General features: G+C 71.6%; 20 protein-coding genes. 8 read left to right on the top strand and 12 right to left on the bottom strand.

What is annotated here, in order from left to right; translation table 11 throughout:
- The first annotated feature begins 95 nt into the window (after positions 1 to 95).
- The gene (locus U9R90_RS04795) at positions 96 to 1370 is read left to right on the top strand and encodes a pyridoxal phosphate-dependent aminotransferase (RefSeq protein ID WP_411055105.1); all 1275 of its coding nucleotides are present in this window, start codon (positions 96 to 98) and stop codon (positions 1368 to 1370) included.
- A 57-nt stretch (positions 1371 to 1427) separates the two neighbouring features.
- Here U9R90_RS04795 and U9R90_RS04790 read toward each other — a convergent pair whose 3' ends face one another.
- The 8 genes from U9R90_RS04790 to U9R90_RS04755 form a co-directional block, all read right to left on the bottom strand.
- The gene (locus tag U9R90_RS04790; RefSeq protein ID WP_411055104.1) at positions 1428 to 2390 is read right to left on the bottom strand and encodes a mechanosensitive ion channel family protein; all 963 of its coding nucleotides are present in this window, start codon (positions 2388 to 2390) and stop codon (positions 1428 to 1430) included.
- Positions 2391 to 2573: 183 nt separating this feature from the next.
- Positions 2574 to 3575: a proline racemase family protein gene (locus U9R90_RS04785; RefSeq protein ID WP_411055103.1), complete on the bottom strand. Its 1002-nt coding sequence runs from the start codon at positions 3573 to 3575 to the stop codon at positions 2574 to 2576.
- 44 nt (positions 3576 to 3619) lie between these two features.
- Entirely contained in the window at positions 3620 to 4516 is an 897-nt protein-coding gene (locus U9R90_RS04780; RefSeq protein WP_411055102.1) for a dihydrodipicolinate synthase family protein, read from the bottom strand.
- Positions 4517 to 4637: 121 nt separating this feature from the next.
- Complete coding sequence (locus tag U9R90_RS04775; RefSeq protein WP_411055101.1) at positions 4638 to 6098, bottom strand: FAD-dependent oxidoreductase; 1461 nt, start codon at positions 6096 to 6098, stop codon at positions 4638 to 4640.
- A complete protein-coding gene (locus U9R90_RS04770; RefSeq protein WP_411055100.1) occupies positions 6091 to 6414 on the bottom strand; it encodes a (2Fe-2S)-binding protein in 324 nt (107 codons plus the stop codon). The genes U9R90_RS04775 and U9R90_RS04770 overlap by 8 nt, the downstream gene beginning before the upstream one ends.
- Positions 6411 to 7580: an NAD(P)/FAD-dependent oxidoreductase gene (locus tag U9R90_RS04765; RefSeq protein WP_411055099.1), complete on the bottom strand. Its 1170-nt coding sequence runs from the start codon at positions 7578 to 7580 to the stop codon at positions 6411 to 6413. The genes U9R90_RS04770 and U9R90_RS04765 overlap by 4 nt, the downstream gene beginning before the upstream one ends.
- A 23-nt stretch (positions 7581 to 7603) precedes the next feature.
- Positions 7604 to 8068, bottom strand: coding sequence for a GNAT family N-acetyltransferase (locus tag U9R90_RS04760; protein WP_411055098.1), 465 nt, complete (start codon positions 8066 to 8068; stop codon positions 7604 to 7606).
- Positions 8069 to 8129: 61 nt separating this feature from the next.
- A complete protein-coding gene (locus U9R90_RS04755; protein ID WP_411055097.1) occupies positions 8130 to 9755 on the bottom strand; it encodes a DHA2 family efflux MFS transporter permease subunit in 1626 nt (541 codons plus the stop codon).
- Positions 9756 to 9870: 115 nt separating this feature from the next.
- Between U9R90_RS04755 and U9R90_RS04750 the strand changes: the two genes are divergently transcribed.
- Positions 9871 to 10362, top strand: coding sequence for a MarR family winged helix-turn-helix transcriptional regulator (locus tag U9R90_RS04750; protein ID WP_411057644.1), 492 nt, complete (start codon positions 9871 to 9873; stop codon positions 10360 to 10362).
- Between the two features lie 41 nt (positions 10363 to 10403).
- Here U9R90_RS04750 and U9R90_RS04745 read toward each other — a convergent pair whose 3' ends face one another.
- A complete protein-coding gene (locus U9R90_RS04745) occupies positions 10404 to 13631 on the bottom strand; it encodes a phosphodiester glycosidase family protein (RefSeq protein ID WP_411055096.1) in 3228 nt (1075 codons plus the stop codon).
- On the opposite strand from U9R90_RS04745, the gene U9R90_RS04740 reads away from it, so the two are divergent.
- Positions 13630 to 13794, top strand: a complete 165-nt coding sequence (locus tag U9R90_RS04740) for a hypothetical protein (RefSeq protein ID WP_411055095.1) — start codon at positions 13630 to 13632, stop codon at positions 13792 to 13794. The two genes, U9R90_RS04745 and U9R90_RS04740, sit on opposite strands and share 2 nt — an antisense overlap.
- Positions 13795 to 14036: 242 nt before the next feature.
- Here the strand turns inward: U9R90_RS04740 and U9R90_RS04735 are convergent, their stop codons facing one another.
- Together U9R90_RS04735 and U9R90_RS04730 are read right to left on the bottom strand one after the other, a co-directional pair.
- Positions 14037 to 14666: a hypothetical protein gene (locus U9R90_RS04735; protein WP_411055094.1), complete on the bottom strand. Its 630-nt coding sequence runs from the start codon at positions 14664 to 14666 to the stop codon at positions 14037 to 14039.
- 95 nt (positions 14667 to 14761) lie between these two features.
- Positions 14762 to 15229, bottom strand: coding sequence for a DUF6069 family protein (locus U9R90_RS04730; RefSeq protein ID WP_411055093.1), 468 nt, complete (start codon positions 15227 to 15229; stop codon positions 14762 to 14764).
- 174 nt (positions 15230 to 15403) lie between these two features.
- On the opposite strand from U9R90_RS04730, the gene U9R90_RS04725 reads away from it, so the two are divergent.
- Positions 15404 to 15778: a YrdB family protein gene (locus U9R90_RS04725; protein WP_411055092.1), complete on the top strand. Its 375-nt coding sequence runs from the start codon at positions 15404 to 15406 to the stop codon at positions 15776 to 15778.
- A 244-nt stretch (positions 15779 to 16022) separates the two neighbouring features.
- On the opposite strand, the gene U9R90_RS04720 is transcribed toward U9R90_RS04725, so the two are convergent.
- Entirely contained in the window at positions 16023 to 16943 is a 921-nt protein-coding gene (locus U9R90_RS04720; protein WP_411055091.1) for a ribokinase, read from the bottom strand.
- 376 nt (positions 16944 to 17319) lie between these two features.
- On the opposite strand from U9R90_RS04720, the gene U9R90_RS04715 reads away from it, so the two are divergent.
- The 4 genes from U9R90_RS04715 to U9R90_RS04700 form a co-directional block, all read left to right on the top strand.
- Positions 17320 to 18720 carry a family 2B encapsulin nanocompartment shell protein gene (locus U9R90_RS04715; protein WP_411055090.1) on the top strand — a complete coding sequence of 467 codons (1401 nt, stop codon included), beginning with the start codon at positions 17320 to 17322 and terminating at the stop codon, positions 18718 to 18720.
- Positions 18717 to 19757 carry a family 2 encapsulin nanocompartment cargo protein polyprenyl transferase gene (locus U9R90_RS04710; protein WP_411055089.1) on the top strand — a complete coding sequence of 347 codons (1041 nt, stop codon included), beginning with the start codon at positions 18717 to 18719 and terminating at the stop codon, positions 19755 to 19757. The genes U9R90_RS04715 and U9R90_RS04710 overlap by 4 nt, the downstream gene beginning before the upstream one ends.
- A gap of 181 nt (positions 19758 to 19938) precedes the next feature.
- Positions 19939 to 22125 (top strand): terpene synthase family protein, encoded by a 2187-nt coding sequence (locus tag U9R90_RS04705; RefSeq protein ID WP_411055088.1) that lies wholly within the window; start codon positions 19939 to 19941, stop codon positions 22123 to 22125.
- Positions 22119 to 22468, top strand: a 350-nt coding sequence (locus U9R90_RS04700) for a hypothetical protein (protein WP_411055087.1), incomplete at its 3' end; no start/stop codon positions are given. The genes U9R90_RS04705 and U9R90_RS04700, both read left to right, overlap by 7 nt.

Below are 22468 nucleotides of genomic sequence, written 5' to 3'. Positions count from 1 at the left end.
ACCCCCAGCCGGACAAGCGGGTCAGCCAGGCCAGCCGGGGTGGATGTCGCCCGGCAGACCTGGGCAGAAGGACCCGTCAGGAAAGGACCCTGGCCATGAACGGCTCGTACGGCCCGACCCGCTGGCAGACCTCGCCCAACCTGGACCTCAACCAGCGTGTCGCCCAGCGTCAGGCCGCGGGCGACCCCCTGGTCCACCTCGGGTTCGGGGAGTCGCGGCTGCCCGCCTTCGGCCCGCTGGTCGAACGCCTCGTCGCGGGCGCGGGGCGCAACGCGTACGGCCCGGTCGAGGGCGCCGACTCGGTACGGGCGGCGGCCGCCGGGTACTTCGCACGCCGCAGGCTGCCCACCGAGCCCGGCCAGGTGATCGTCGCCCCCGGCAGCAAGCCGCTCCTGATGGCGCTCCAGCTCGTCGTGCCGGGCGATGTGCTGCTGCCCCGCCCGTGCTGGAACACCTATGCCCCACAGGCGCGCCTCGCGGGCAAGCGGGTCTTCGGCGTACCGATCCCCGAGGCGTGCGGCGGCGCCCCCGAGCCGGCAGCGCTGCGCCAGACCCTGCGCACCGCCCGCGCCCAGGGCCACGACCCGCGCATCCTCATCCTGACCCTGCCCGACAACCCCACCGGGACGCTGGCCCCGCCCGCGCTCGTACGCGAGCTGGCCGCCATCGCCGAGGACGAGAACCTCCTGATCGTCTCCGACGAGATCTACCGCGATGTGCTGCACGACCCGGCGACACCCTTCCTCAGCCCGGCCGAAGTCGCCCCCGAGCGCACCGTCGTGACCAGCGGGCTCTCCAAGTCCCTCGCCCTGGGCGGCTGGCGCATCGGGGTGGCCCGCTTCCCGGCCGGGCCGTGGGGCGAGCACCTCAGGACCGGGGTGGTCTCGGTCGCCAGCGAGCTGTGGTCCACGCTGGCCGGTCCGATGCAGGAGGTCGCCCAGTACGCCTTCGACGAGCCGCCCGAGATCCGCCGACGCCTCGCCGACAGCGCCCGGCTGCACGGCGCGGTGGCCCGCGCGGTCCACCGGATCATGGTCGACGCCGGAGCCCGCTGCCGACCGCCGACCGGCGCCTTCTACGTCTACCCCGACCTCGAACCCCTCCGCGAACGGCTCGCCCCGCGCGGCGTCACCGACTCGCCGTCGCTGCACCGGCAGCTGTTCGACCAGCACGGCATCGTCGTACTCGCCGGACACCACCTGGGCGACGACGAGCACGCACTGCGCTTCAAGGCCGCCACCAGCATGCTCTACGGCACCACCCGAGAGCAGCAGGAGGCATCCCTCGCGGCACCCGACCCCCTCGAACTCGCCCATGTCCGCGAAGGGTTGACCCGAATCGAAGAGGGCTTCCACAAGCTCTGCGCCTGAACCGCACCGGTCCGCCGCGAGGCACGGTGCCCCGCTGCGGAGTCGGTGGGCATCGGCTCAGCGGGGCACGGCGGCCGAGACCTCGGCGCCGGGCCCAGCGGCGGCATCGTCGGTGCGCATCCAGACCGTACGCTGCGGGAAGGGGATCTCGACGCCCGCGGCGTCCAGGGCCTCCTTGACGCGGCGGCGCAGCTCACGGGTGACGGCCCACTGCTTGAGCGGGGCGGTCTTGACGGCGAGACGGACGACGACCCCGTCGGCGTCCAGGGACTGCACACCCCAGATGGCCGGGTCCTCCAGGAGGACACCGCCGAACTCCGGGTCCCGGCGCAGCGCGAGCCCGGTCTCCTCCAGGACGCCGTACACCGTCTCCAGGTTGGAGTCGTAGGCCACGGACACGTCGAGTACCGCGCGCGCCCAGTCCTGGCTGTCGTTGCGCACCCGAAGGATCTCGCCGTTGCGGATGTGCCACAGACCACCGTTGATGTCACGGACCTGAGTGAGCCGGAGGCCGACGTTCTCGACCTCGCCCACGGCCTCGCCGAGGTCGACCACGTCACCGACGCCGTACTGGTCCTCGATCATGATGAGCATCCCGGACAGGTAGTCCGCGACCAGGCTCTGCGCGCCGAAGCCGATCGCCAGGCCCACCACGCCCGCGCTGGCCAGCAGCGGGCCGAGGGCGATACCGATCTGGTCGAGGACCATGGCCAGACCCGTGACGGCGATCACGACGGTCACGATGCTGCTGAGCACCGAGCCGATCGTGCGTGCCCGCTGCTCACGCCGCTCGTCGCTGCGGGCCGAGTCACGCTGCAGGACCGCGGGGCCGCGGCCGGAGCGGCGCGTTTCGTTGTCGGCTTCGGACCGCAGGATGCGTTCCAGGACTCGGTCGATGGCCCGCTTGGCCAGCGCCCGCACGAGCATCACGCCCGCGACGATCAGGAGGATGCGCAGGGGGACGCCGATCAACGTGTCGGCGTTGTCGCGGAGCCACTGAGGGGTGGCTATGGGTGACACGGGAGTAGCTCCACTCGGTCGGGGTGCACGCGGTTTGTCGCCCCGAACGTAGACGCGCTACTTGACGCTGGTCAAAAGCGGTGCGCGGCGGCCCGGCCGTGGCCAGGGCCTGTCCGGCGGATCAGGCCCTGGAGGCGCCCTGGAGGTGCCCTGGAGATGCCCTAGAGGTGCCCTAGAGGTGCCCTAGAGGACGAACCCGGCCGGGAAGGGGTCGGTCGGATCGAGCAGATACTGGGCGGTCCCGGTGATCCACGCGCGCCCCGTGAAGCTCGGCCGCACGGCCGGGATCCCGGCGACCTCGGTGGTGCCGAGCAGCCGCCCGGTGAACCGGGTGCCGATGAACGACTCGTTGACGAACTCCGTGTGCAGCGGAAGCTCACCGCGCGCGTGCAGCTGCGCCATGCGCGCGCTCGTCCCCGTACCGCAGGGAGAGCGGTCGAACCAGCCGGGCCGGATCGCCATCGCGTGCCGCGAATGCCGGGCCGTGGCGCCGGGCGCGTACAGGTGTGCATGGTGGCAGCCGCGGATGGACGGGTCCTCGGGGTGTACGGGCTCGTCCTGGGCGTTGATCGCGTCCATCAGCGACAGGCCCGCGGCGAGGATGTCGTCCTTGCGGCCGCGCTCGAAGGGCAGCGCGAACTGCTCCAGCGGCAGGATCGCGTAGAAGTTGCCGCCGTACGCCAGGTCGTACGTCACCGTCCGCCCGTCGGGCAGGGTGATCTTGCGGTCCAGGGCGACCGAGAAGGACGGCACGTTGGTCAGCGTGACGGCCTTGGCCGCGCCGTCCTCCACCGCCACCTCGGCCGTCACCGGACCCGCCGGGGTGTCGAGGCGGATCGTGGTGACCGGCTCGACCACCTCGACCATGCCCGTCTCGACGAGGACGGTCGCGACCCCGATCGTGCCGTGGCCGCACATCGGCAGATAGCCCGAGACCTCGATGTAGATGACGCCGTAGTCGCAGTCGGGGCGGGTGGATGGCTGCAGGATCGCGCCGCTCATCGCGGAGTGCCCGCGCGGCTCGTTCATCAGCAGCTGCTTGATGTCGTCACGGTTCTCGCGGAACCACAGGCGGCGTTCGTTCATGGTCGCGCCCGGGACGGTGCCGATGCCGCCGGTGATGACGCGGGTGGGCATGCCCTCGGTGTGTGAGTCGACGGCGTGCAGGACGAGCTTGCTGCGCATAAGCGGGTGTCTCCCTCCGGTGGTGGGCGGCTGTGCGACGGGTGTCAGGCGAGCCCTTCCGCGACGGCCTTCTCGGTGGCCGCCCGGACTGCGGCCTCCTGCTCGGGCAGCAGCGGGACCCGCGGCGGGCGGACGGGCCCGCCGTGGCGGCCGACGATGTCCATGGACAACTTGATGGCCTGTACGAACTCGACCTTGGAGTCCCAGCGGTGCAGCGCGTGCAGCTTCCGGTACAGCGGCAGCGCGGTCTTCAGGTCGCCCGCGACGGCGGCGCGGTAGAGCTCCACGGTCGCCCTGGGCAGCGCGTTCGGGTAGCCCGCGACCCAGCCCTTGGCTCCGGCGACCGCCAGCTCCAGCAGCACGTCGTCGGCGCCGATCAGCACATCGAGATCGGGGGCGAGCTCCTGGATCTGGTAGATGCGGCGCACGTCGCCCGAGAACTCCTTCACTCCCTGGATGAGCCCCTCGGCGTGCAGCTGGGCGAGCAGCTCGGGCACCAGGTCGACCTTGGTGTCGTGGGGATTGTTGTACGCCACCACCGGGAGGCCCGCCTTGGCGACCTCCGCGTAGTGGGCGAGTACGGAGCGCTCGTCGGCGCGGTACGCGTTGGGGGGCAGCAGCATCACGGACCGGCAGCCCGCGTCCCTGGCCTGCTCGGTCCAGCGCCGCGCCTCGGCGGACCCGTAGGCCGCGACGCCGGGCATCACCCGGTCGCCGCCGATCGCGGCGACGGCGGTCTCGACGACCCTGGCCCGCTCGTCGGCGGTGAGCACCTGGTACTCGCCGAGCGAGCCGTTGGGCACGACGCCGTCGCAGCCGCTCGTCACGAGCCAGGCGCAGTGCTCGGCGAACTTCTCGAAGTTGACGGAGAGGTCGTCGTTCAGGGGCAGCGCGGTGGCGACGAGGACGCCGTGCCAGGGGCGGTGGGTGGTGGTGCTCATGAGCGGTCCCTCTCAATGGCGTGTGACATGTTACTGGTGGGTATGTGTGTGCGGTCGGGGCCTGTGACCCGTCTCTCTTGTACGTACCGTCCGTGACTCCGTGAGTCCGTGAGTCCGTGAGTCAGTCGGTTGGCTCCGGCGCTGTGTCCTCCGCGAGTACCCCGAGCGGTACGGGCCGGGCGAACTGCCGCCGCGCCGGGCGGAGTTCGCACCCGGCGAGCTTGGCCACCGCGGGCTCGCACACCCTGCCCTGGCACCAGCCCATCCCGGCCCGCGTCTGCAGCTTCACGGTCCGTACGTCGCCCGCGCCGAGCTCCTCGACGGCCGCGCGGATCGCCCCGGCCCGCACCTCCTCGCAGCGGCATACGACCGTGTCGTCGGTGACCTGCTCGCTCCAGTGTCGCGGGGGTACGTAGACGGAGTCGATGGCCGCGAAGAAGCTGCGCAGCGCCGCCCGGGCCTTGGCCGGGGCTGTCAGGGAACCAGCGTCCGGCGCGGTGCCGTGGCAGGAGGCCGCGATCGAGAGCCCGGCGATACGGCCTTCGGTGAGGGCGAGCGTCGCGCCGCCGATGCCGGTGGCCTCACCGGCCGCCCACACGCCGGGCATGCTGGTGCGCTGCTCGTCGTCGACGGCGATCTTCATCGCGTCGGTACGGCAGCCGAGCGCCTCGGCGAGGTCCGTGTGCGGCAGCATGCCGTGGCCGACGGCGAGGGTGTCGCAGGCGATCCGCCGCTCGGTGCCGGGCCGTACCCGGCCGTCCGAGTCGAGCGCGGCGACCGTGACGGCCTCCAGGCGCTCGGTGCCGTGTGCCTGGGTCACCGTGTGGTGTACGGAGGTTCGTACGCCGTGGCGCAGCAACGTGACCGCGTACTGGGCGCCTTCGGCGAGCTTGGCCGGGTGCGCGGCGAGCGTCGCGGTGTGCCGCACGAAGGCCTTCGGGTCCGCCGAGTCGACGAGCGCGGCGACCTGCGCGCCCGCCGCGGCGAGCCCGGCCGCGACCGGCATCAGCAGCGGCCCCGTCCCGGCCACCACGGCGGTACGCCCGGGCAGCACGAGCCCGCCCTTGAGCATGGCCTGCGCCCCGCCCGCGGTGACGACCCCGGGCAGTGTCCAGCCGGGGAACGGCAGCACCTTCTCGTACCCGCCGGTCGCAAGCAGCACGACGTCGGCCGGGACCGCCGCGGGGGCGCGCTGCTCGGGGCCGGTGAGGGCGTGCACAGTGAAGCCGGGTGCCGTGGGCGCGGTGGGCGCGGGGTGCTCCTCGGGGTGCGCCGAGCCGGAGTCCGTCGCAGTGACGTGACGCTCCACGTACCAGACATGATGGTCCGTCAGATGGGCGATGCGCCCCGCCGCGATCTGCGCGGCCAGACCGTCGCGCAGCCGCTCCCACGTGCGCCACTGATGGTGAAGGGCCTGCGGGCGGCGCGCCCCGAGTGCCTGCGCGGGCTGGCGGTAGAACTGGCCGCCCGCCTGTGGCGCGGAGTCGATCAGGGTCACCCGGACCCCGCGCGCCGCCGCGGCGAGCGCCGCCGCCAGGCCCGCGGGGCCCGCGCCGATCACGGCGAGGTGCCGTTCACTCATCGTGCCCGGTCCCTTCTTGGGTGCGGATCACATCGCCGGGGCGCGCCGGAACCAGGCAAGCCCGTTGGCCTGGACGGTCGTTGACGGTCACCAGGCAGTCGAAGCAGACCCCGATGCCGCAGAAGACCCCGCGCGGCTCCCCGCTGCCCCGGGTCGTACGCCAGGACATGACGTCCGCCGACCACAGCGTGGCGGCGACCGTCTGCCCTGGTAGCGCCTCGAGTTCACGGCCGTCGAAGGTGATGGTGAAGGCCGCGCCCGGATGGGCATCAGTCAGCTGCAGTGGCGTACGAGCCGCCCAGGGGCGAGGAGTCACAGCGCGTCCTTTGCGAGGAACCGGTCGGGGCGGAACGGGGCGAGATCCAGGTCCGGCGTCTTCTCGGCCAGCACCTGGGCGATCAGGTGCCCGGTGCCGGTCGCGAGCCCGATGCCCGCGCCTTCGTGCCCGCAGGCGTGAAAGAGTCCCGGCGCCCGTGGGTCGGGCCCGATCGCGGGCAGGTGGTCCGGCAGGTACGGGCGGAACCCGACGTACGAGCGCATCGCCCGCACCTGCGCGAGGAAGGGGAACAGCCGGGTCGCGCCCGCCGCCAGCGCGCGCACGACCGGCAGCGAGAACGACCGGTCGAAGCCGACCCGTTCGCGACTCGCGCCGATCAGTACCGGCCCCGCAGCGGTGCCCTCGACGACCGGCGAGGTCTGCAGGGCCGCCGAGTCACTGGCCACGTCGGCGACATAGTCCGCCGCGTACACCTTGTGGTGGACCATCCGCGGCAGCGGCTCGGTGACCAGGACGAAGCCGCGCCGGGGGAGTACGGGAAGGTTGACCCCGGCCAGTGCGGCCAGTTCGCTGCCCCAGGTCCCGGCCGCGTTGACGACGACGGGGGAGTGGATGTCGCCGCGGTCGGTCCGTACGCCGCGCACGGCACCGCCAGCGGTACGTAGCACCTCGGTGACGGCCGTGCCGGTGTGCAGCGAGGCGCCCGCGGCCCGGGCCAGCCGTACGAGATGCGCCGCGGCCAGCGACGGCATCACCTGGGCGTCCTGGGGGTAGTGCACGCCACCCGCGAGCCCGGGGGCGATATGCGGCTCCAGGTCGGCCAGTTGACCACCGGCGACCGGCATCGCCGTCACCCCGGCGGCCCGCTGCCCCACGGCGAAGCTCTCCAGCGCCGCGAGTCCCTCGGGCGTGGCGGCGACCACCACCCCGCCCTTGGCCTCGTACTCGACCGCAGCGCCCAGACCAGGCTCGGCCGCGAGCTCGGCCCACAACCGCCCAGACAACAGGGCGAGTTCCAGCTCGGGGCCTCGCCCCTTGTCGGAGACCAGCAGATTGCCCTCACCCGCACCGGTCGTACCGCCGGCCACCGGGCCGCGGTCCACGAGGGCGACGTCAAGCCCCGCCCGCGCCGCGTACAGCGCGCAGGCGGCGCCCACCATTCCCGCCCCGACGACCACGGCGTCGCAGCTCAGTCGCTTGGTCACATCAGTACTATGTCACATGTCGCTCACTCGCCCAAGGGTTCCCACATGTAGCGGACGTCCGGCTCGCGCTCCTCGTTGCGCAGCCCGTCGGTACGCTCCACCGCGACGAACCCGTGCCGCTCGTAGAACCGCCCCGCCGGTTCGTTGACCTGGAACGTCCACAGCCCCAGGCCGTCGGGCCGCCGCTGCTTGGCCAGCTCCACGAGCCGGTCGCCCACGCCCCGGCCGCGCCAGGAGGGTTCGAGGTAGAGCTGCTCAAGCTCCCCGTCGTCGAGCACCAGGAGCCCCACCACGGAGCCGTCGGCGACGGCCACCCAGGTCTCGTACCGCGGCACGACCACATACGAGAACCAGTCCCGCACCTCCTCGTCGGTGTGCGCGCGGCGCACGGTCGGCAGCGCGGCGGTGAAGGAACGCAGCCACACTTCGGCTATCTCGCCCGCGTCGGCGTCATCGGCACGTCGAAAGACCAGCTCAGTAGTATCCACAGCGCGCGACTCTCGCAGAGCCGTACGCCTGCCGCATCCGAATTCGTCCTGGCGGGGCGGCTCAAGAGGCGCGAAGGGGCGGTGAGTCCGACTCCCGCCGCGCAGGCTCGTGCGGCCCCTTCCCGGGGGCGACGAAGAGCGTGGCCGCCAGCGCCAGTACCAGCAGCCCGGCGCAGACGTAGCTGGAGATCTCGATGCCGACGGCCATCGCCTCGCGCGCGGCGTCCGCGGCCGATACGGTCCGCGGGTCGGCCGCGAGCGACTCGACCGCCGATCCGGCGCTCTTCGTCACGGCTCCGCTGAGCTGTTCGGCTTCCTGGTCCGGTACTCCGCTACTGGTGAGCCGATCGCGCAGGCTGGTGGTGAGGGTGCTGAAGAACACCGTGGTGAGTACGGCGATGCCGAGCGCGGCACCCAGTTCGCGTGCCGCGCTCTGGAGGCCCGAACCCTGGCCGGCGTGCTGGGCGGGAACGTCGACCAGGACGATATTGGTGACCTGTGCCGTGGCGAACCCGACGCCGATCCCGTAGACGAAGAGTGCGATCGCGATCAGCCACCAGGCGCTGTCGGTGGTGGCGATCATTCCCAGCATCACCAGACCGGCGGCCTCAAGGAGCAGGCCGATCCGTACCAGCGCCAGCGCCGAGAGCGACGCGGCCATCGAGAAGCTCGCTCCGCTCGCGAAGAAGCTGCCCACGGCGAGGGCGACCAGCGCGAGCCCCGCCTGGAACGCGCTGTAGCCCAGCGCGAACTGCAGCCACAGGGGCAGCACTGCGATGATGCCGAACTCGCCGAGGCCGACGACCAGCGTCACCACGTTGCCGTTGCGGAAGGAGGGGATGGAGAACAGCCGTACGTCCATCAGCGGCTCGCCGCCCGTGCGGCCGAGCGCTGCCTGCCGACGCCAGAACGCGTACAGGACCCCGGCCGCCACGACGAACGAGACGAGCACCGGAGAGGGGCCGCCGCTCCACTCGACCCCGCCGATGGTCAGCGGCTCGGTGGTGACCAGCCAGCCGTAGGTGCGGCCTTCGATCAGTGCGAACGCCAGCAGCCCGAGCCCGATCGCGGACAGGACGCTGCCGAGGCCGTCGATCCGTCCCCGGGAACCGGGCGACGGGGACAGGTAGACCAGGACGCCCGCCACGATCAGGCCGACGAGCGGGATGTTGATACCGAAGGCCCAGCGCCAGGAGAAGTCCGCCAGCCAGCCCCCGAGCAGCGGGCCGAGGGCCGCGGCGGCGCCGATGGTCGAACCCCAGACGGCGAACGCCTGGGCCCGGAACCTGCCGGAGAAGGCCGAGTTCACCAGAGCCAGCGACGTCGGCAGGATCAGGGCCGCGCCGATGCCCTGCAGGCCGCGCGCCAGGATCAACAGGCCGCCGTTCGGGGCGAGGGCGGCCAGCAGGCTCGTCACTCCGAAGGCGGCGAGACCGATGAGGAAGATCTTCCGGGCGCCGTGCAGGTCACTGAGGCGCCCGGCGAGCAGAAGCAGTGCGGCGAAGGCGATCGCGTAGGACTCCTGGATCCACTGGGCCTCGGCTGAGGTGATCGATAAGTCCTCGATGATCGGCGCGAGGATCACATTGACGATGGTGATGTCCACCACGATCAAGGCCACGCCCAGGGACACGGCGATGAGGCCGAACCACTGACGCAGGGAAGGGGATTCCGCTTCGCCACTCAAGATGCCTCCACTCTGATGTATCTTTATCATGAAGATAATCCAGAGTGGAGGTAGATTGTCAAACCGGGTGGCAGAGCGCCATACCCGCGCGGACCGGAGAGTGGGCGTCATGTCGATGGAAGAGCCGGGGTTGGGCAGCGTCGAGGCGCGGCGCGACCGCATCATGGACGGGCTGCGGGCGTTCGGCGCCAACTACACCGAGTTCACCCGGCGCTTCGCGTCCTGGCTGGGACTGCATTCCACTGACGCCGCGGCCCTGTCCGAGATCCTGTACGCCGAGGACAAGGGGTCCCCCTTGTCGCCGGCTCGGCTGAGTGAACGCATCTCGCTGTCGTCCGGCGCGACCACCGCCCTGTTGAACCGCCTCGAGCTGGCCGGGCATGTGGTGCGCACCCGTGAGCACACCGACCGCAGGATCGTGACGCTGCGCAGCAGCCCACAGATCAAGCCGCGCGCCGAGGAATTCTTCGGCCCCTACGCCGAGCGCATGGCCGCAGAGATGGCGCAGTACACCCCCGAACAACTCCAGCAGTTCGAGGACTTCATCGGCCACCTCCGCGGGACCATGGACGCGCTGCTCGCGAACGAGTACCAGGAGCGCCGCTGACCTGCGCCCCGCTCGGGGCCGGGCTGGGCCCGGCCCCTCGCTCAGCGTCGTACGGTGAGCCGCGCGGACCGGGAGGCGTCGTTCACCCTCACGGTGAGGGTGGCTGTGCCGGGCCGCAGGCCGGTGACGGTTCCCGTCGCGGGGTCGTACGCCGCGATGTCGCCGGGGTCGGCCGTGCGCGGCGGGCCGATGTGCAGGCGGTCGGATCCGGTCCAGTCGGCGCTGAGCGGCCAACCGACCGGCACCTCAAGGCCGTTCTGGGTGACGGTCGCGGTGACGTCGGCCCGCTGGCCGACGCGGAGCGGCTCCGGAACGTCCAGGGAGAGCTCGTCCACATGGGCGCGGGTCTGGGCCGACACCCAGTCGGGCAGGCCCAAGTGCGGTTTGGCGCGGGCCTTTTTGCGCTCCTCCGCCGACACCCGGTCGACACCGATCAGCGTCCAGCCGGAGAAGCCGCCCTCGTCCGGCGCCGTGTGGGAGGCCTTTCCGGCGTTGCCGTTCACCAGGTACGGCACGCCGTTCACGTGCTCGGCGTGGAAGCTGCCGACGTGGGCGCCGATGAACGCCGCGCCCTTGCCGGTGCGCCTGCGGAAGTCGGCCAGCCAGTCCTCCAGGACCTGCGCCTCCTTGCGGTCGCTGAGCTGGCTGGCCTTCTGCGCGGTCTGGTCGCGCGGTGGTACGTGCTGGACGACGGTGACCGCGTCGATGGCCGGGTCGTCGGCGGCCGCGTCCAACTGCCGCCGCAGCTCGGCGATCTGCGGGAAGCCGCCGCCGCGCAGCGTCAGCGACGAGGTGTCCAGGGTGAGGAAGCGGGTGCCCTTGTGGTCGAAGGTCTGCTGGGCGGGCCCGAACTCGGTGACGAAGTTGTCGATGGAGCCGCCCATGACCTCGTGGTTGCCGGGCACGTAGTGCCAGGGCAGTGCGTCACCCAGCTCCTCTTCGAGGATCTCGCGGGCGAAGGCGAGGTCCTCCGGTGAGCCCTCGTCCACCAGGTCGCCGTTGATCAGGACGAAGTCAGGGCGGGCCGCCTTGATCTCCCGCAGGGTGCGCCGGGTCAGTCGCACCAGGTCGCTGTCGGGCTCGCGGGCGACGAACTGCGCGTCGGACAGCACCGCGTACTGCCAGTCCCGGCCCGCGACCTCCGCTCCCGAGGAGACGAACGGGTCCTGGTGGACCGGCACCTTGGGCAGATCGACCTCCGGCGGGCTCAGCGCGGTCAGGTCGTCGATGACGATCTCGCTGGCGTACTGGCTGGCCGCTTTGGTCTCCGCGATGTAGAAGCGGTGGACGCGCAGCGGGTGGGCGGCGCCGCGTGGCACATCGAAGGAGACCTGCCGCCAGCCCTCCCAGGTGATGTAGGGCGCCCGTAGGACGAGGTCGGCGCCGGTGGCGTCCTTCAGGTGCAGCGAGGGCCAGGCGCCGTTGCCGTCGCCCTTGATCCACAGGCCGAAGCTCTGCGGCTGGCCCGGCACGGCGATGGCGGTCGGCGGGGTTGCGTACGCGGCGCGGGTCGCGGTGCTCTGGGTGAAGTCGAAGCTGAGCTTCAGGCCGGTGCCCGTGCGGCCGTCCGGGTCCGCGGCCAGCGATCCCGAGGCGCGGGCCGCGGAGAACCTCCAGGCGTCGGCGTCGTCGAAGCCGGCCACCACCGACTCCCGAAGGCCGACCGTCAGACCGACCCGCGCCTTCTTTCCCCGGACCGTGGCGGTGAGCACGGTCGCGGCGGACGCGGCACCGGTGCGCGCGGTGACCGTGAAGCCACCGGATGCCGCGTCCGGAACCACCTTGAACAGCGAGGTGTCGTAGTCGAGTTGGATGTCGGCCGGGTCGATGGGCGCGCTGGTGCCGTGTGCGTCCAGTCCTACGAAGCCGAACGCGGCCGTGTCCTGCGGGTCGGCGAGCCCGACTCGCTCGGCCGTTGGCCGAATTCGGTCCAGGGTGTCGACGACGGTCAGTTCGATGGCGCCGCGCGCCGCGCCCCTGCGGGCGGTCACCTTGGTGGTGCCGCCGCGGCGGGCCGTGAACGTACCGTCGCCGCGTACCCCGCCGACTCCGGGGCGCGACGAGGACCACCGCGGGCTGCCGTCGGCGGGCCCGTACGACTCGTCGTACCCCGCGGCCGTGAGCTTGCGGGTCAGGCCGGGGAAGACCCGTTCGGGGTGGCCGCCGGGCATGTTGTCGACGGTGGGGGACAGGCGGGGGTCGGCGGCGGTCGCCACCTGGAAGTCCTTGAGTGCGCCGCTGCCGTCGGGGGCCGTGAAGGCGAGCCCGTTGGGCACCTCGCGCTGCCGGCCGTCGGACGGTGAGTTCTCCAGCAGCAGGTCGTCGGAGCCGGGGGCGCGGGCGAGCAGCGTGGAGGAGCCGCCGCCGTCCAGGTTGAGCGCGTCGTACGCACCCAACTGCTCCATCATCCCGCCGAGTTGGGTGAGGGTGACACCGCCCGCGTCGGGCTGGCGGCCGTCGACGGTCAGCACGTGCAGGGTGCCGCCGTCCTTGGAGAAGCCGACGGCGGTGCGCGGGGCCGCGGTGTTGTTGGGCCTGCCCTCCCAGTCCTGCGGCTCGCCGTCCTCGACGAGGACGCCCCAGCCCCCGACAGCGGTACGGGGCGTGGCCGAGCTGTCGTCGGTGACGACGTCGAACTCCCACTCCACCGCGTCGCCCGGCTCCAACCGGGCCAGGGTCTTGGCGCCGACATCGCGGCCGAGCAGCACGGTGGCGCCCTCGGGTATCGCGCCGTCGCCGGGAGCGTCGGATACCGACTCCACCCTGCCGCCCCGGACCAGCACCTCGGTGACCTCGGCCGCGCCGTCCACGGTCAGGGCCCGATCGGCCTCGCCCCACTGCGCGTTGTAGGCGGCTATGCCGTTGTCCGGCACATCGGCGGCGTTGTGGCCGCCGAGCGGCTCTGGACCGTCGGGGAGGGTGAGAGTGCCATCGAAGTACAGGTCGAGGACCCGGCCCGCCTGGTCGGGGCCGAACCCGACGGCCTCGGTGGGGCCGGCCGCCGAGCCGTGCGTGGGCGCGCCGTCGCGGATGCCTGGGCCGAGCGGTGCGCCGGTCTCGTTGATGTCGAAGAAGTCGGCGTTGATCGCGGCGACCGTCCTGCGACCCTTGCCCGGATCGTGGTCGGCGGCCAGCGCGGAGACGGTCTTGCGGTCGGAGACCCTGCCGCCGAGGTAGTCCACCCGGACACTGCCGCCGAGATCCACGCTCAGGGCGTCCGCCTTGAGCCACTTGTCGGTCTCCAGGCGTTCGAACGAGGTGAGTTCCATGCCCGGCGCGACGGGCCGGGAGGTGGAGACCAGATCGATGCCGTCCCCGGCCGACGCCGGGGCGGCGACGCGGTCCTGCGCGGAGCCGACCGCGGATAAGGCGGTGACCGCGAGCGAGGCGGCCGCCAGGACGGCGGCCGCCCGGACACCCAGCCTCCGGTAACGAATGCCCGTTGCTCGTATGCCCGTTGCTCGTATTCCCGTTCTGGGGCTTCCCGTTCCGCGTCTTCCCGTTCCTCTTCCGGTACTTGTACCTGCTGTGAGCACTGCTTCTCCTTGAGGCACACACGGACCGTGCGCTCCTTGCGCACGGGAGTGCCTCAGACTGGCAGGGGAAGTCGGCCCGCATCAGAGGGCGTACGAGAACATGAGCGGAAAACCGGCCCCTGGGCGTGTGCCCAGGGTTTACCCGATGCGGTCGAGCCGCACGCCGAGCACATCGCGGATGTAGTGCTCCACGAAGCCGGGCAGGTACGGGTCGCGGTCCAGCGCGGCGAAGGGCTCCTCGAAACGCGCGTCGGGCGCGTCCGTCAGCAGCACGATGCGCCAGGTGTTCAGCGCGTGCTCGTCCGTGCCGTCAACTCCGTGCTGCACATGGAACAGCGGCTGCCGCGGGTCCGCGGTCAGCGGCTTCCCCTCTGCGTCCGCCATCTCCGCCCGGCCCAGGAACGTCACCACCTCCCGCTCGTGGTTCAGCCACACCTCTTCGAGTACCAGGCCGTACTCCTCAGGGTCGACCCACAGCCGCTGCAGCGACTGCCGTACGAACGCGTCCCCCAGTACGCCGTCGGTGCGCCCCGGAGCCCAGGCCGAGTCGCTGCCCTCCTTGACGACGTACGGGATGAACGCGCCGGGGCTGCCCGCCTTGCGTACCTCCATATCCCACAGCATCGCCCGCGTGAGGCGCAGCGGTTCACCGGTGGTGTAGCGCTCGGCGAGTACCTTGTTCACATCAACCGGTATCAACTCGGCCCGGGTGTAACGCGGGTCGGCCCACGCGCGCTCGAACTCCGCTTCAGCGTCGGCGTATGACATTGCTGCTCCTTCTCCTCTGGTGCTCCCCCCGGGAGCCAGCTCGGTTCACTCAACGCAGAGCAAGATCATACGGATCCGGGGAGATCAGCCGATACTCAGTCGGCAGCGCCCTTGCCGCGGCGGTAGAGCTCCAGAGTGACGACGACCGCCACGCCGAGGGTGAGGTGCATCAGAGACAGGGCGACGACGGTTCCGCCGTCGGCGTCGGACGACACCGGACCCGCTACCGAGAGCAGCGCCAGACCGGCGCCCGCGTACTGCGCGATCCGCAGGAAGACCGGCTTCCACAGGGCCAGCAGGAGGGCGAGGCCCGCACCGGCGAGCAGCGGGACGAGCGAGGCGCCGATGACGCCCCCGGCGGTGACCGCGTGCTCCTCGCCGCCGTCGATCACCGTGAGCGAGGCACCGGCCAGCTTGGCGACGGCGAAGACGACCAGATTGACGACGACCGCGCCGACCGCTCCGGCGCCGAGCGCCTTCCACCAGGTGAGGCCGGGGCGGCGGGCCGGAGAAACGTCGGCGGAGGCAGCGGGGGCGGGGGACTGAACGGAAAGGTTCGACATGGCAGTCACTCCAACTCGATAGGTAGCGCGCCGCCCGAGCGGCGAGCGGCGCATACCTGGGAGCCTCCAACCTCAACCAAGCTTGAGGTCAAGGGCTTTCGGGGAACTCCTCCGAGTCCTCCGGAGACACGTATCGTGTCTCCGCGGTCTCGCCGAGGCCAACTGGGGGGCGCGATGAGGCTCGGGTATCACCCGGCCATGCTGGGGCTGCGGTTTCTGCTGGAGCTGACGGCGCTGGCCTGTTTCGGGTACTGGGCCTGGTGGGTGAGTTCCGGAGGCCTGCGATACGTCGCCGTGGTCGGCGTGCCGGTACTCGTTGCCGTGGCGTGGGGGGTGTTCGCGACGCCCGGTGATGAGTCGCGGTCAGGCGGCACCGTGGTCGCGACGGCCGGTGCGCTGCGGCTGCTGCTCGAACTGGCCGTGTTCTTCGGGGGCGCGGCGGCCCTGTACACGACCGGGAGGGTGGTTCTCGCCCTGGTGCTCACCGGGGTGCTGGTGGCGTATCACGCTGCCGCTCTGGATCGGCTGGGCTGGCTGATCCGGCACTGAGGGGCGGTGCGGCCCGCCCTAGGGCCCGTCTGACAATTCCCGTCTGCCTCGCGACGCCATGCACGCGCCCCCAAGCTCTCGGCTGCGCTCGAGCAGGGAGGGACCCCCTTCGCCGCACCGGGCGCAGACCCAAGTACGTCCAGTACGAGGGTCTACACCCGGCACGCCGAGAGCACGCACCTCGGTGACGTCAGCTGCTGGCGCAGCGGGCGCGAGGCCGCCCTCCGGGCGACGACGGGAATTGTCAGACAGGCCCTAGCTCGGCCGCTGTGGGGAAGGACTCCTGGGCGCCCTTCCTGGTGACGGCGGCCGCGCCCACCCGGACCGCGAAGGCGGCGGCCACCGGAAGGTCGTCGCCCCGGCCGAGGCGCCAGGCCAGGGCGGCGGTGAAGGCGTCGCCCGCGCCGGTCGTGTCCACGGCGTCGGCCCGCGGGCTCGGCACCCGTACGACGGTGTCCGTACCGGAGTCGGCGACCAGTGCGCCCGCCGCGCCCAGGGTGACCACCACCGAGCGCGGCCCGAGGGCGAGGAGTGACCGTGCCCAGTCCTCGGGCGCCGGGCCCGCCGTACCGCCCAGGATGAACCGGGCCTCGTGTTCGTTCACCACCAACGGATCGCAGGCGGCGAGCACTTCGGCGGGCAGTGGCGCCGGGGGCGAGGGGTTCAGGACCAGCCGGGCGTCGGCGGGCAGCGCGCGTGCCACCTCGGCGACGGTGTCCAGCGGGATCTCCAACTGCACCGAGACGACGCGGGCGAGGCCGAACAGGCTCTCGGCGGCCCGGACGTCCTCGGGGGTCAGCCTGGCGTTGGCGCCGGGCGAGACCACGATGCTGTTGTCACCCGAGGGGTCCACGGTGATCAGGGCGACCCCGGTGGGCGCCCCGCCGACCAGCACCCCGACCGTGTCGACCCCGGCCGCACGCTGCGCCTCGGTCAGCAACCGGCCGTGGGCGTCGTCGCCGACCCGGGCCAGCAGGGCGGTCCTGGCCCCCAGGCGGGCCGCGGCGACCGCCTGGTTGGCTCCCTTGCCGCCCGGGTGGACGCTCAGGTCGGAGCCGAGCACGGTCTCGCCGGCTGCGGGGCGGCGCTCGACACCGATCACCAGGTCGGCGTTGGCCGAGCCGACGACCAGCAGATCGTACGGGTCGTTGAGGTCGTCGCGCACGGGGAGTCCTTCGGGTTGTGGTGGTCAGGTCTGAGGTCGCAGGCCTTGGGCCTGAGGTCCTGTACCTCAGGCCTCAGGCCTCAGGAGAAGTCTGCGACGTTCTTCCGCGTGACGACCTTGACCGCACCATCACCGTGTCGTCGAGGGGGGCGACGAAGGGTCGATGAGGAGGGCCCGTGAAGGCGAGATGAACGGCGAGCGGCAGCTGTGACGGTCCGGAGCAGGAGTCGCCGTGAAGCCCTCCTCCTGCCCGTATCCGCAGTGATCCATTCCCGCTCCTTCGTGTACTACCGCTCTGGTCCCCGGTGTTGGAAGGCTGGGTCCGCGCATAACAGCGCAGGTCACCACAGGTCACCACAGGATCGAGGGGACACGTATGTCCGTAGGCGAAGAGACGCGCACCGAGCAGGTCGAGCAGAAGAGCCTCGGCACAGCCGCCGCGCGAAATCTGGCCACCACCGCCAAGTCCGCCCCCCAGATGCAGGAGATCAGCTCACGCTGGCTGCTGCGGATGCTGCCCTGGACCCAGGTACAGGGAGGCACATACCGGGTGAACCGGCGACTGAGCTACACCGTCGGAGACGGCCGGGTGACCTTTGTGAAAACCGGCTCCGAGGTGCGCGTCATCCCGGCCGAGCTCGCCGAGATCCCGGTGCTGCGCGGCTACGAGGACCAGGAGGTGCTGGGCGAGCTCGCCGCCCGCTGTGTCCAGCGGGAGTTCGCACCGGGCGAGATCCTGGCCTCCTTCGGCAGCCGTAACGACCAGGTCTTCCTGCTGGCGCACGGCAGGGCCGAGCAGATCACCGACGGCGCGTACGACGACGAGGCGGTGACCGACATCCTCGCCGACGGCGCGTACTTCGGCGAGGCGTGCCTGACCGACCCGGACGCCATCTGGGAGCAGACGGTACGCGCCGAGACCACCTGCACCGTCCTGCTGCTGCCCCGCGACGCGGTGCAGCAGGTCGCGGAGCGCTCCGATTCGCTGCGCGGCCAACTGGACCGGCCCACGGTGCCGGGCCAGCGCACCAACCAGCACGGCGAGAAGGAGATCGACCTCTCGGCCGGCCATGTCGGCGAGCCCGAGATCCCGGGCACGTACGTGGACTACGAAGCGTCCCCGCGCGAGTACGAACTGAGCGTCGCGCAGACCGTCCTGCGCATCCACACCAGGGTCGCGGACCTCTACAACCAGCCCATGAACCAGACGGAGCAGCAGCTGCGGCTCACCGTCGAGGCACTCAAGGAGCGCCAGGAGCACGAACTGGTCAACAACCGCGAGTTCGGGCTGCTCAGCAACTGCGACTACGGGCAGCGCCTACAGCCGCACGACGGAGCGCCCAGCCCGGACGACATGGACGAACTGCTCAGCCGCAGGCGGGGTTCGAAGCTCTTCCTCGCGCACCCGAAGGCGATCGCCGCGTTCGGCCGCGAGTGCAACAAGCGCGGACTCGTCCCGGAGTCGATCGACGTGGACGGCAACCGCATCCCCACCTGGCGCGGCGTCCCGATCTTCCCGTGCAACAAGATCCCGGTCAGCGACGCGCGGACGACCTCCATCATCTGTATGCGTACGGGCGAGAAGGAGCAGGGCGTCATCGGGCTGCACCAGGCCGGAATCCCCGAGGAGATCGAGCCCAGCCTGTCCGCGCGCTTCATGGGCATCAGCGAACAGGCCATCGCGTCCTACCTGGTGACGGCCTACTACTCGGCCGCGATCCTGGTGCCCGACGCCCTCGGCGTCCTGGAGAACGTCCAGGTGAGCCGGTGGCGATGAGTCAGCGCACCGAGGCGGCGCCGGGGCGCGAGGCGTCCGCGCTGCTGGAGGAGACCCGGCACATCGTCGACCCCGAACTCCGGGCGGCAGTCGACTCGTTGCCCGGCGCGATGCGTCGGATCGCGCGATACCACTTCGGCTGGGAGGACGCCGACGGCTTACCCGCGGCCGGCCCTGCCGGCAAGGCGGTACGCCCCGCGATGGTGTTGGCCACCACCGCGGCGCTGGGCGGCGCACCGGCCAGGGCCGTGCGGGCGGCCGCGGCGGTGGAGCTGGTCCACAACTTCACGCTGCTGCACGACGACATCATCGACCGGGACCGCACCCGCAGACACCGCCCCACCGCCTGGACGGTCTTCGGCGAGGCGGACGCGCTCCTGGCCGGGGACGCGCTCCAGGCGCTGGCCGTGCGGCTGCTCCTGGACGACTCACACCCGGCGGCCAGTCCCGCCGCCGCGCGGCTCGCCGCCTGTGTGGTGGAGGTCTGCGAGGGCCAGCAGGTGGACGGCGCGCTGGAGCGCCGCGACTGCCGGGAGGTGGTCCTGGACGAGTGTCTGGCCATGGCCGGGGCCAAGACAGGGGCGCTGCTCGGCTGTGCCTGTGCGATCGGGGCGCAGTACGCGGGCGCGGGGCACAGCGAGGTGGCGGCGATGGACGGCTTCGGCCGCGAGGCCGGACTCGCCTTCCAGCTGATCGACGACATCATCGGGATCTGGGGGAACCCGGAGCACACCGGGAAACCGGCAGGCGCCGATCTCGCGGCACGCAAGAAGTCCCTGCCCGTGGTGGCCGCCCTCACCTCGGGTACCCCCGAGGGCGCGGAGCTCGCCGAGCTGTACGCGGGCCCGCTCACCCAGGGCGATCTGGAGCGGGCCACGGTCGCCATCGACCGGGCGGGCGGCCGTGACTGGGCGGCGCAGCACGCGGCCGACCGGATGGCCGGGGCGATAGACCGCCTCTCGCACGCGGTGCCCGACGCGGAGGCCGCGGGCGGACTCCTGGCGCTCGTGGAGTTCGTGACCCGACGTACGTACTGAGGCACGGCCTGGGCCCTGTCCGGCACGACCCGCCGGACAGGACCCAGGCCTGCGTACGGCCACAAGTGCTGGGGCCCGCGTAGGGCCACGGGCCCCAGACCTGCGTACGGACGGCCGGGGTCACCTCGGAAAAGAGGGCCCCGGCCGCCCCTCCCCTCTCATATCGCACGAGGAGTGACCGATGCCGCAGTCATTCGCGCTGCCCAGCTTCTATATGACGTATCCCGCCCGGCTGAGCCCCCACGTCGAGTACGCGCGTGAGCGCTCCGAGCAGTGGGCGCGTGAGATGGGCATGCTGGAGGGTTCCGAGGTCTGGGACACCCACGACCTCCGCTCCCACGACTACGCCCTGCTGTGCGCGTACACGCATCCGGACTGTTCCCCGGACGTGCTCACCCTGGTGACCGAGTGGTACGTGTGGGTGTTCTTCTTCGACGACGCCTTTCTCCACCTGTTCAAGAGGACCGGAGACCTGGACGGCGGCAAGAAGTATCTGGACCGGCTCGCCGACTTCATGCCGACCGACCCCGCACAGCCCACCCCGGAGCCCACCCACCCCGTGGAGAAAGGCCTGGCGGACCTGTGGGCGCGCACCGTACCGGCGATGTCCCCGGACTGGTGCACCCGTTTCGTCGAGAGCACAGTGAACCTGCTCAACGAATCCCTGTGGGAACTGTCCAATATCAACAGCGGCCGTATCGCCAACCCCGTCGAGTACATCGAGATGCGCCGCAAGGTCGGCGGCGCCCCCTGGTCGGCCGGGATCGTCGAGTTCGCCGCCGCCGCCGAAGTACCGGCACCGGTGGCGGACTCCAGGCCGCTGCGCGTCCTGATGGAGACCTTCGCCGACGCGGTCCACCTGCGCAACGACCTGTTCTCCTACCAGCGGGAGATCGAGGACGAGGGCGAACTCAGCAACGGCGTGCTCGTCCTGGAGACGTTTCTCGGCTGCACCACGCAGCAGGCCGCCGACAGGGTCAACGACCTCATCACCTCCCGGATGCAGCAGTTCGAGCACACGGCACTGACCGAACTCGCCCCGCTCTTCGCCGAGAAGGCGCTGTCCCCCGAGGAGTGCGCGGCCGTACTCGCGTATACGAAGGGCCTCCAGGACTGGCAGTCGGGCGGCCATGAATGGCACATGCGCTCCAGCCGTTACATGAACGAGGGCTGTGTGTCCTCCGCGTCGTCGCTGCCGGGACCCATGGGCATCGGAACCCGCGTCATGGGCCTCAAGGACCTGATCGCCGCCACCGGCGCCGCCGAGCGCTCGCGCGCGTACACCTATGTCCCGTTCCAGCGCGTGGGCCCGTCCGTACTCCCCGACATGTCCCTGCCGTTCCCGCTCACCCTCAGCCCCCACCTGGAGGCGTCACGGCGCCATACGATCGAGTGGGCACACCAGATGGGAGTGCTCCAGCCGCAGCCCGGCGTCCCCGGCTCGTACGTCTGGGACGAACGCAGACTCGCCGATATCGACCTGCCGCTGTGCGCCGCCGGCCTGCACCCGGACGCGACCCCCGAAGCTCTCGACCTGGCGTCGTACTGGCTCACCTGGGGCACCTACGGGGACGACTACTTCCCGGCGGTCTTCGGCCGCACCCGCGACTTGGTGGGCGCGAAGGCGTGCAACGACCGCTTCTCGCTGTTCATGCCGCTCGACCTGGCCGAAACACCGACCCCGGTGAACGCCCTGGAGCGGGGCCTGGCCGACCTGTGGGTCCGCACGGCGGGCCCGATGACTGCCCAGGCCCGGCAGGCCTTCCGCGGCGCCGTCGAGGAGATGACGGACAGCTGGCTGTGGGAGCTGTCCAACCAGGCGCAGAACCGCGTCCCCGACCCGGTCGACTACATCGAGATGCGGCGGCTCACCTTCGGCTCCGGACTCACCATCAGCCTGTGCCACATCGGGCTCGGCGACACGGTCCCCGAAGAGGTCTACCGCAGCGGCCCGGTACAGGCGCTGGAGAACGCGGCCATGGACTACGCGGCCCTGCTCAACGACGTCTTCTCGTACCAGAAGGAACTCGAGTACGAGGGTGAGCTGCACAACGGCATCCTGGTCACCCAGCACTTCTTCGACTGCGACTACCCGGCCGCACTGCGGATGGTCCACGACCTGATGAAGGGGCGGCTGCGCCAGTTCCAGCATCTGGCGGAGAACGAACTGCCCCAGCTGTGCGTGGACCTGAACCTGTCGGACGAGGCCCGCAAGGGCCTCAGCGGATACGTCCACGAACTCGAGAACTGGCTGGCCGGGATCCTCAACTGGCACCACAAATGCGTCCGTTACGGCCCCGAGGACCTCTCGCACAGTCCGCTGCCCGAGACCGCGCCCCGTATCGCCCTACCCGCCCCGGCGTGGTGAACGGCCGCCGCCGCGCAGGGCGTGGCACCGGGCGGCGGTACGGGCGCATCGGGGCGGCGCTCGGCGCCACGGCCCTCGCGGCGGTCTGCTGGGCCCCGGCGCTCGCCGCCGAGGCGCAGGCCCGCCCGGCCGGTGAGGCCTGCGGGTACAGCGGCACCGACCTGGACTTCGACGGACTGGCGCGCACCGCGCGCGAAAAGGGAGTGGGCGAGGCGGTACGGCAGGCCTGCAGCCCGACGCCGACGCCCCCACCACCGAAGCCCACGCCGTCACCGCCTCCGCCTCCGCCAAAGCCCGCGCCGCCGCCTCCGCCCCCGGCCCCGACGCCTCCGCCGTCCCCGGT

Origin of the sequence: Streptomyces sp. E11-3, assembly GCF_046540415.1 — a bacterium.
In the GTDB taxonomy this organism is placed as follows: domain Bacteria; phylum Actinomycetota; class Actinomycetes; order Streptomycetales; family Streptomycetaceae; genus Streptomyces.
Note: the sequence above shows the minus strand (reverse complement) of the source record. Positions and strands in the feature narration are given on the sequence as shown.

Coding starts and splice junctions, on each gene's coding strand:
- U9R90_RS04795 (WP_411055105.1), top strand. CDS start 96: ATGAACGGCTCGTACGGCCCGACCCGCTGGCAGACCTCGCCCAACCTG.
- U9R90_RS04785 (WP_411055103.1), bottom strand. CDS start 3,575: ATGCGCAGCAAGCTCGTCCTGCACGCCGTCGACTCACACACCGAGGGC.
- U9R90_RS04780 (WP_411055102.1), bottom strand. CDS start 4,516: ATGAGCACCACCACCCACCGCCCCTGGCACGGCGTCCTCGTCGCCACC.
- U9R90_RS04775 (WP_411055101.1), bottom strand. CDS start 6,098: ATGAGTGAACGGCACCTCGCCGTGATCGGCGCGGGCCCCGCGGGCCTG.
- U9R90_RS04750 (WP_411057644.1), top strand. CDS start 9,871: ATGGAAGAGCCGGGGTTGGGCAGCGTCGAGGCGCGGCGCGACCGCATC.
- U9R90_RS04740 (WP_411055095.1), top strand. CDS start 13,630: ATGCCCGGCGCGACGGGCCGGGAGGTGGAGACCAGATCGATGCCGTCC.
- U9R90_RS04745 (WP_411055096.1), bottom strand. CDS start 13,631: ATGGAACTCACCTCGTTCGAACGCCTGGAGACCGACAAGTGGCTCAAG.
- U9R90_RS04735 (WP_411055094.1), bottom strand. CDS start 14,666: ATGTCATACGCCGACGCTGAAGCGGAGTTCGAGCGCGCGTGGGCCGAC.
- U9R90_RS04730 (WP_411055093.1), bottom strand. CDS start 15,229: ATGTCGAACCTTTCCGTTCAGTCCCCCGCCCCCGCTGCCTCCGCCGAC.
- U9R90_RS04725 (WP_411055092.1), top strand. CDS start 15,404: ATGAGGCTCGGGTATCACCCGGCCATGCTGGGGCTGCGGTTTCTGCTG.
- U9R90_RS04715 (WP_411055090.1), top strand. CDS start 17,320: ATGTCCGTAGGCGAAGAGACGCGCACCGAGCAGGTCGAGCAGAAGAGC.
- U9R90_RS04710 (WP_411055089.1), top strand. CDS start 18,717: ATGAGTCAGCGCACCGAGGCGGCGCCGGGGCGCGAGGCGTCCGCGCTG.
- U9R90_RS04705 (WP_411055088.1), top strand. CDS start 19,939: ATGCCGCAGTCATTCGCGCTGCCCAGCTTCTATATGACGTATCCCGCC.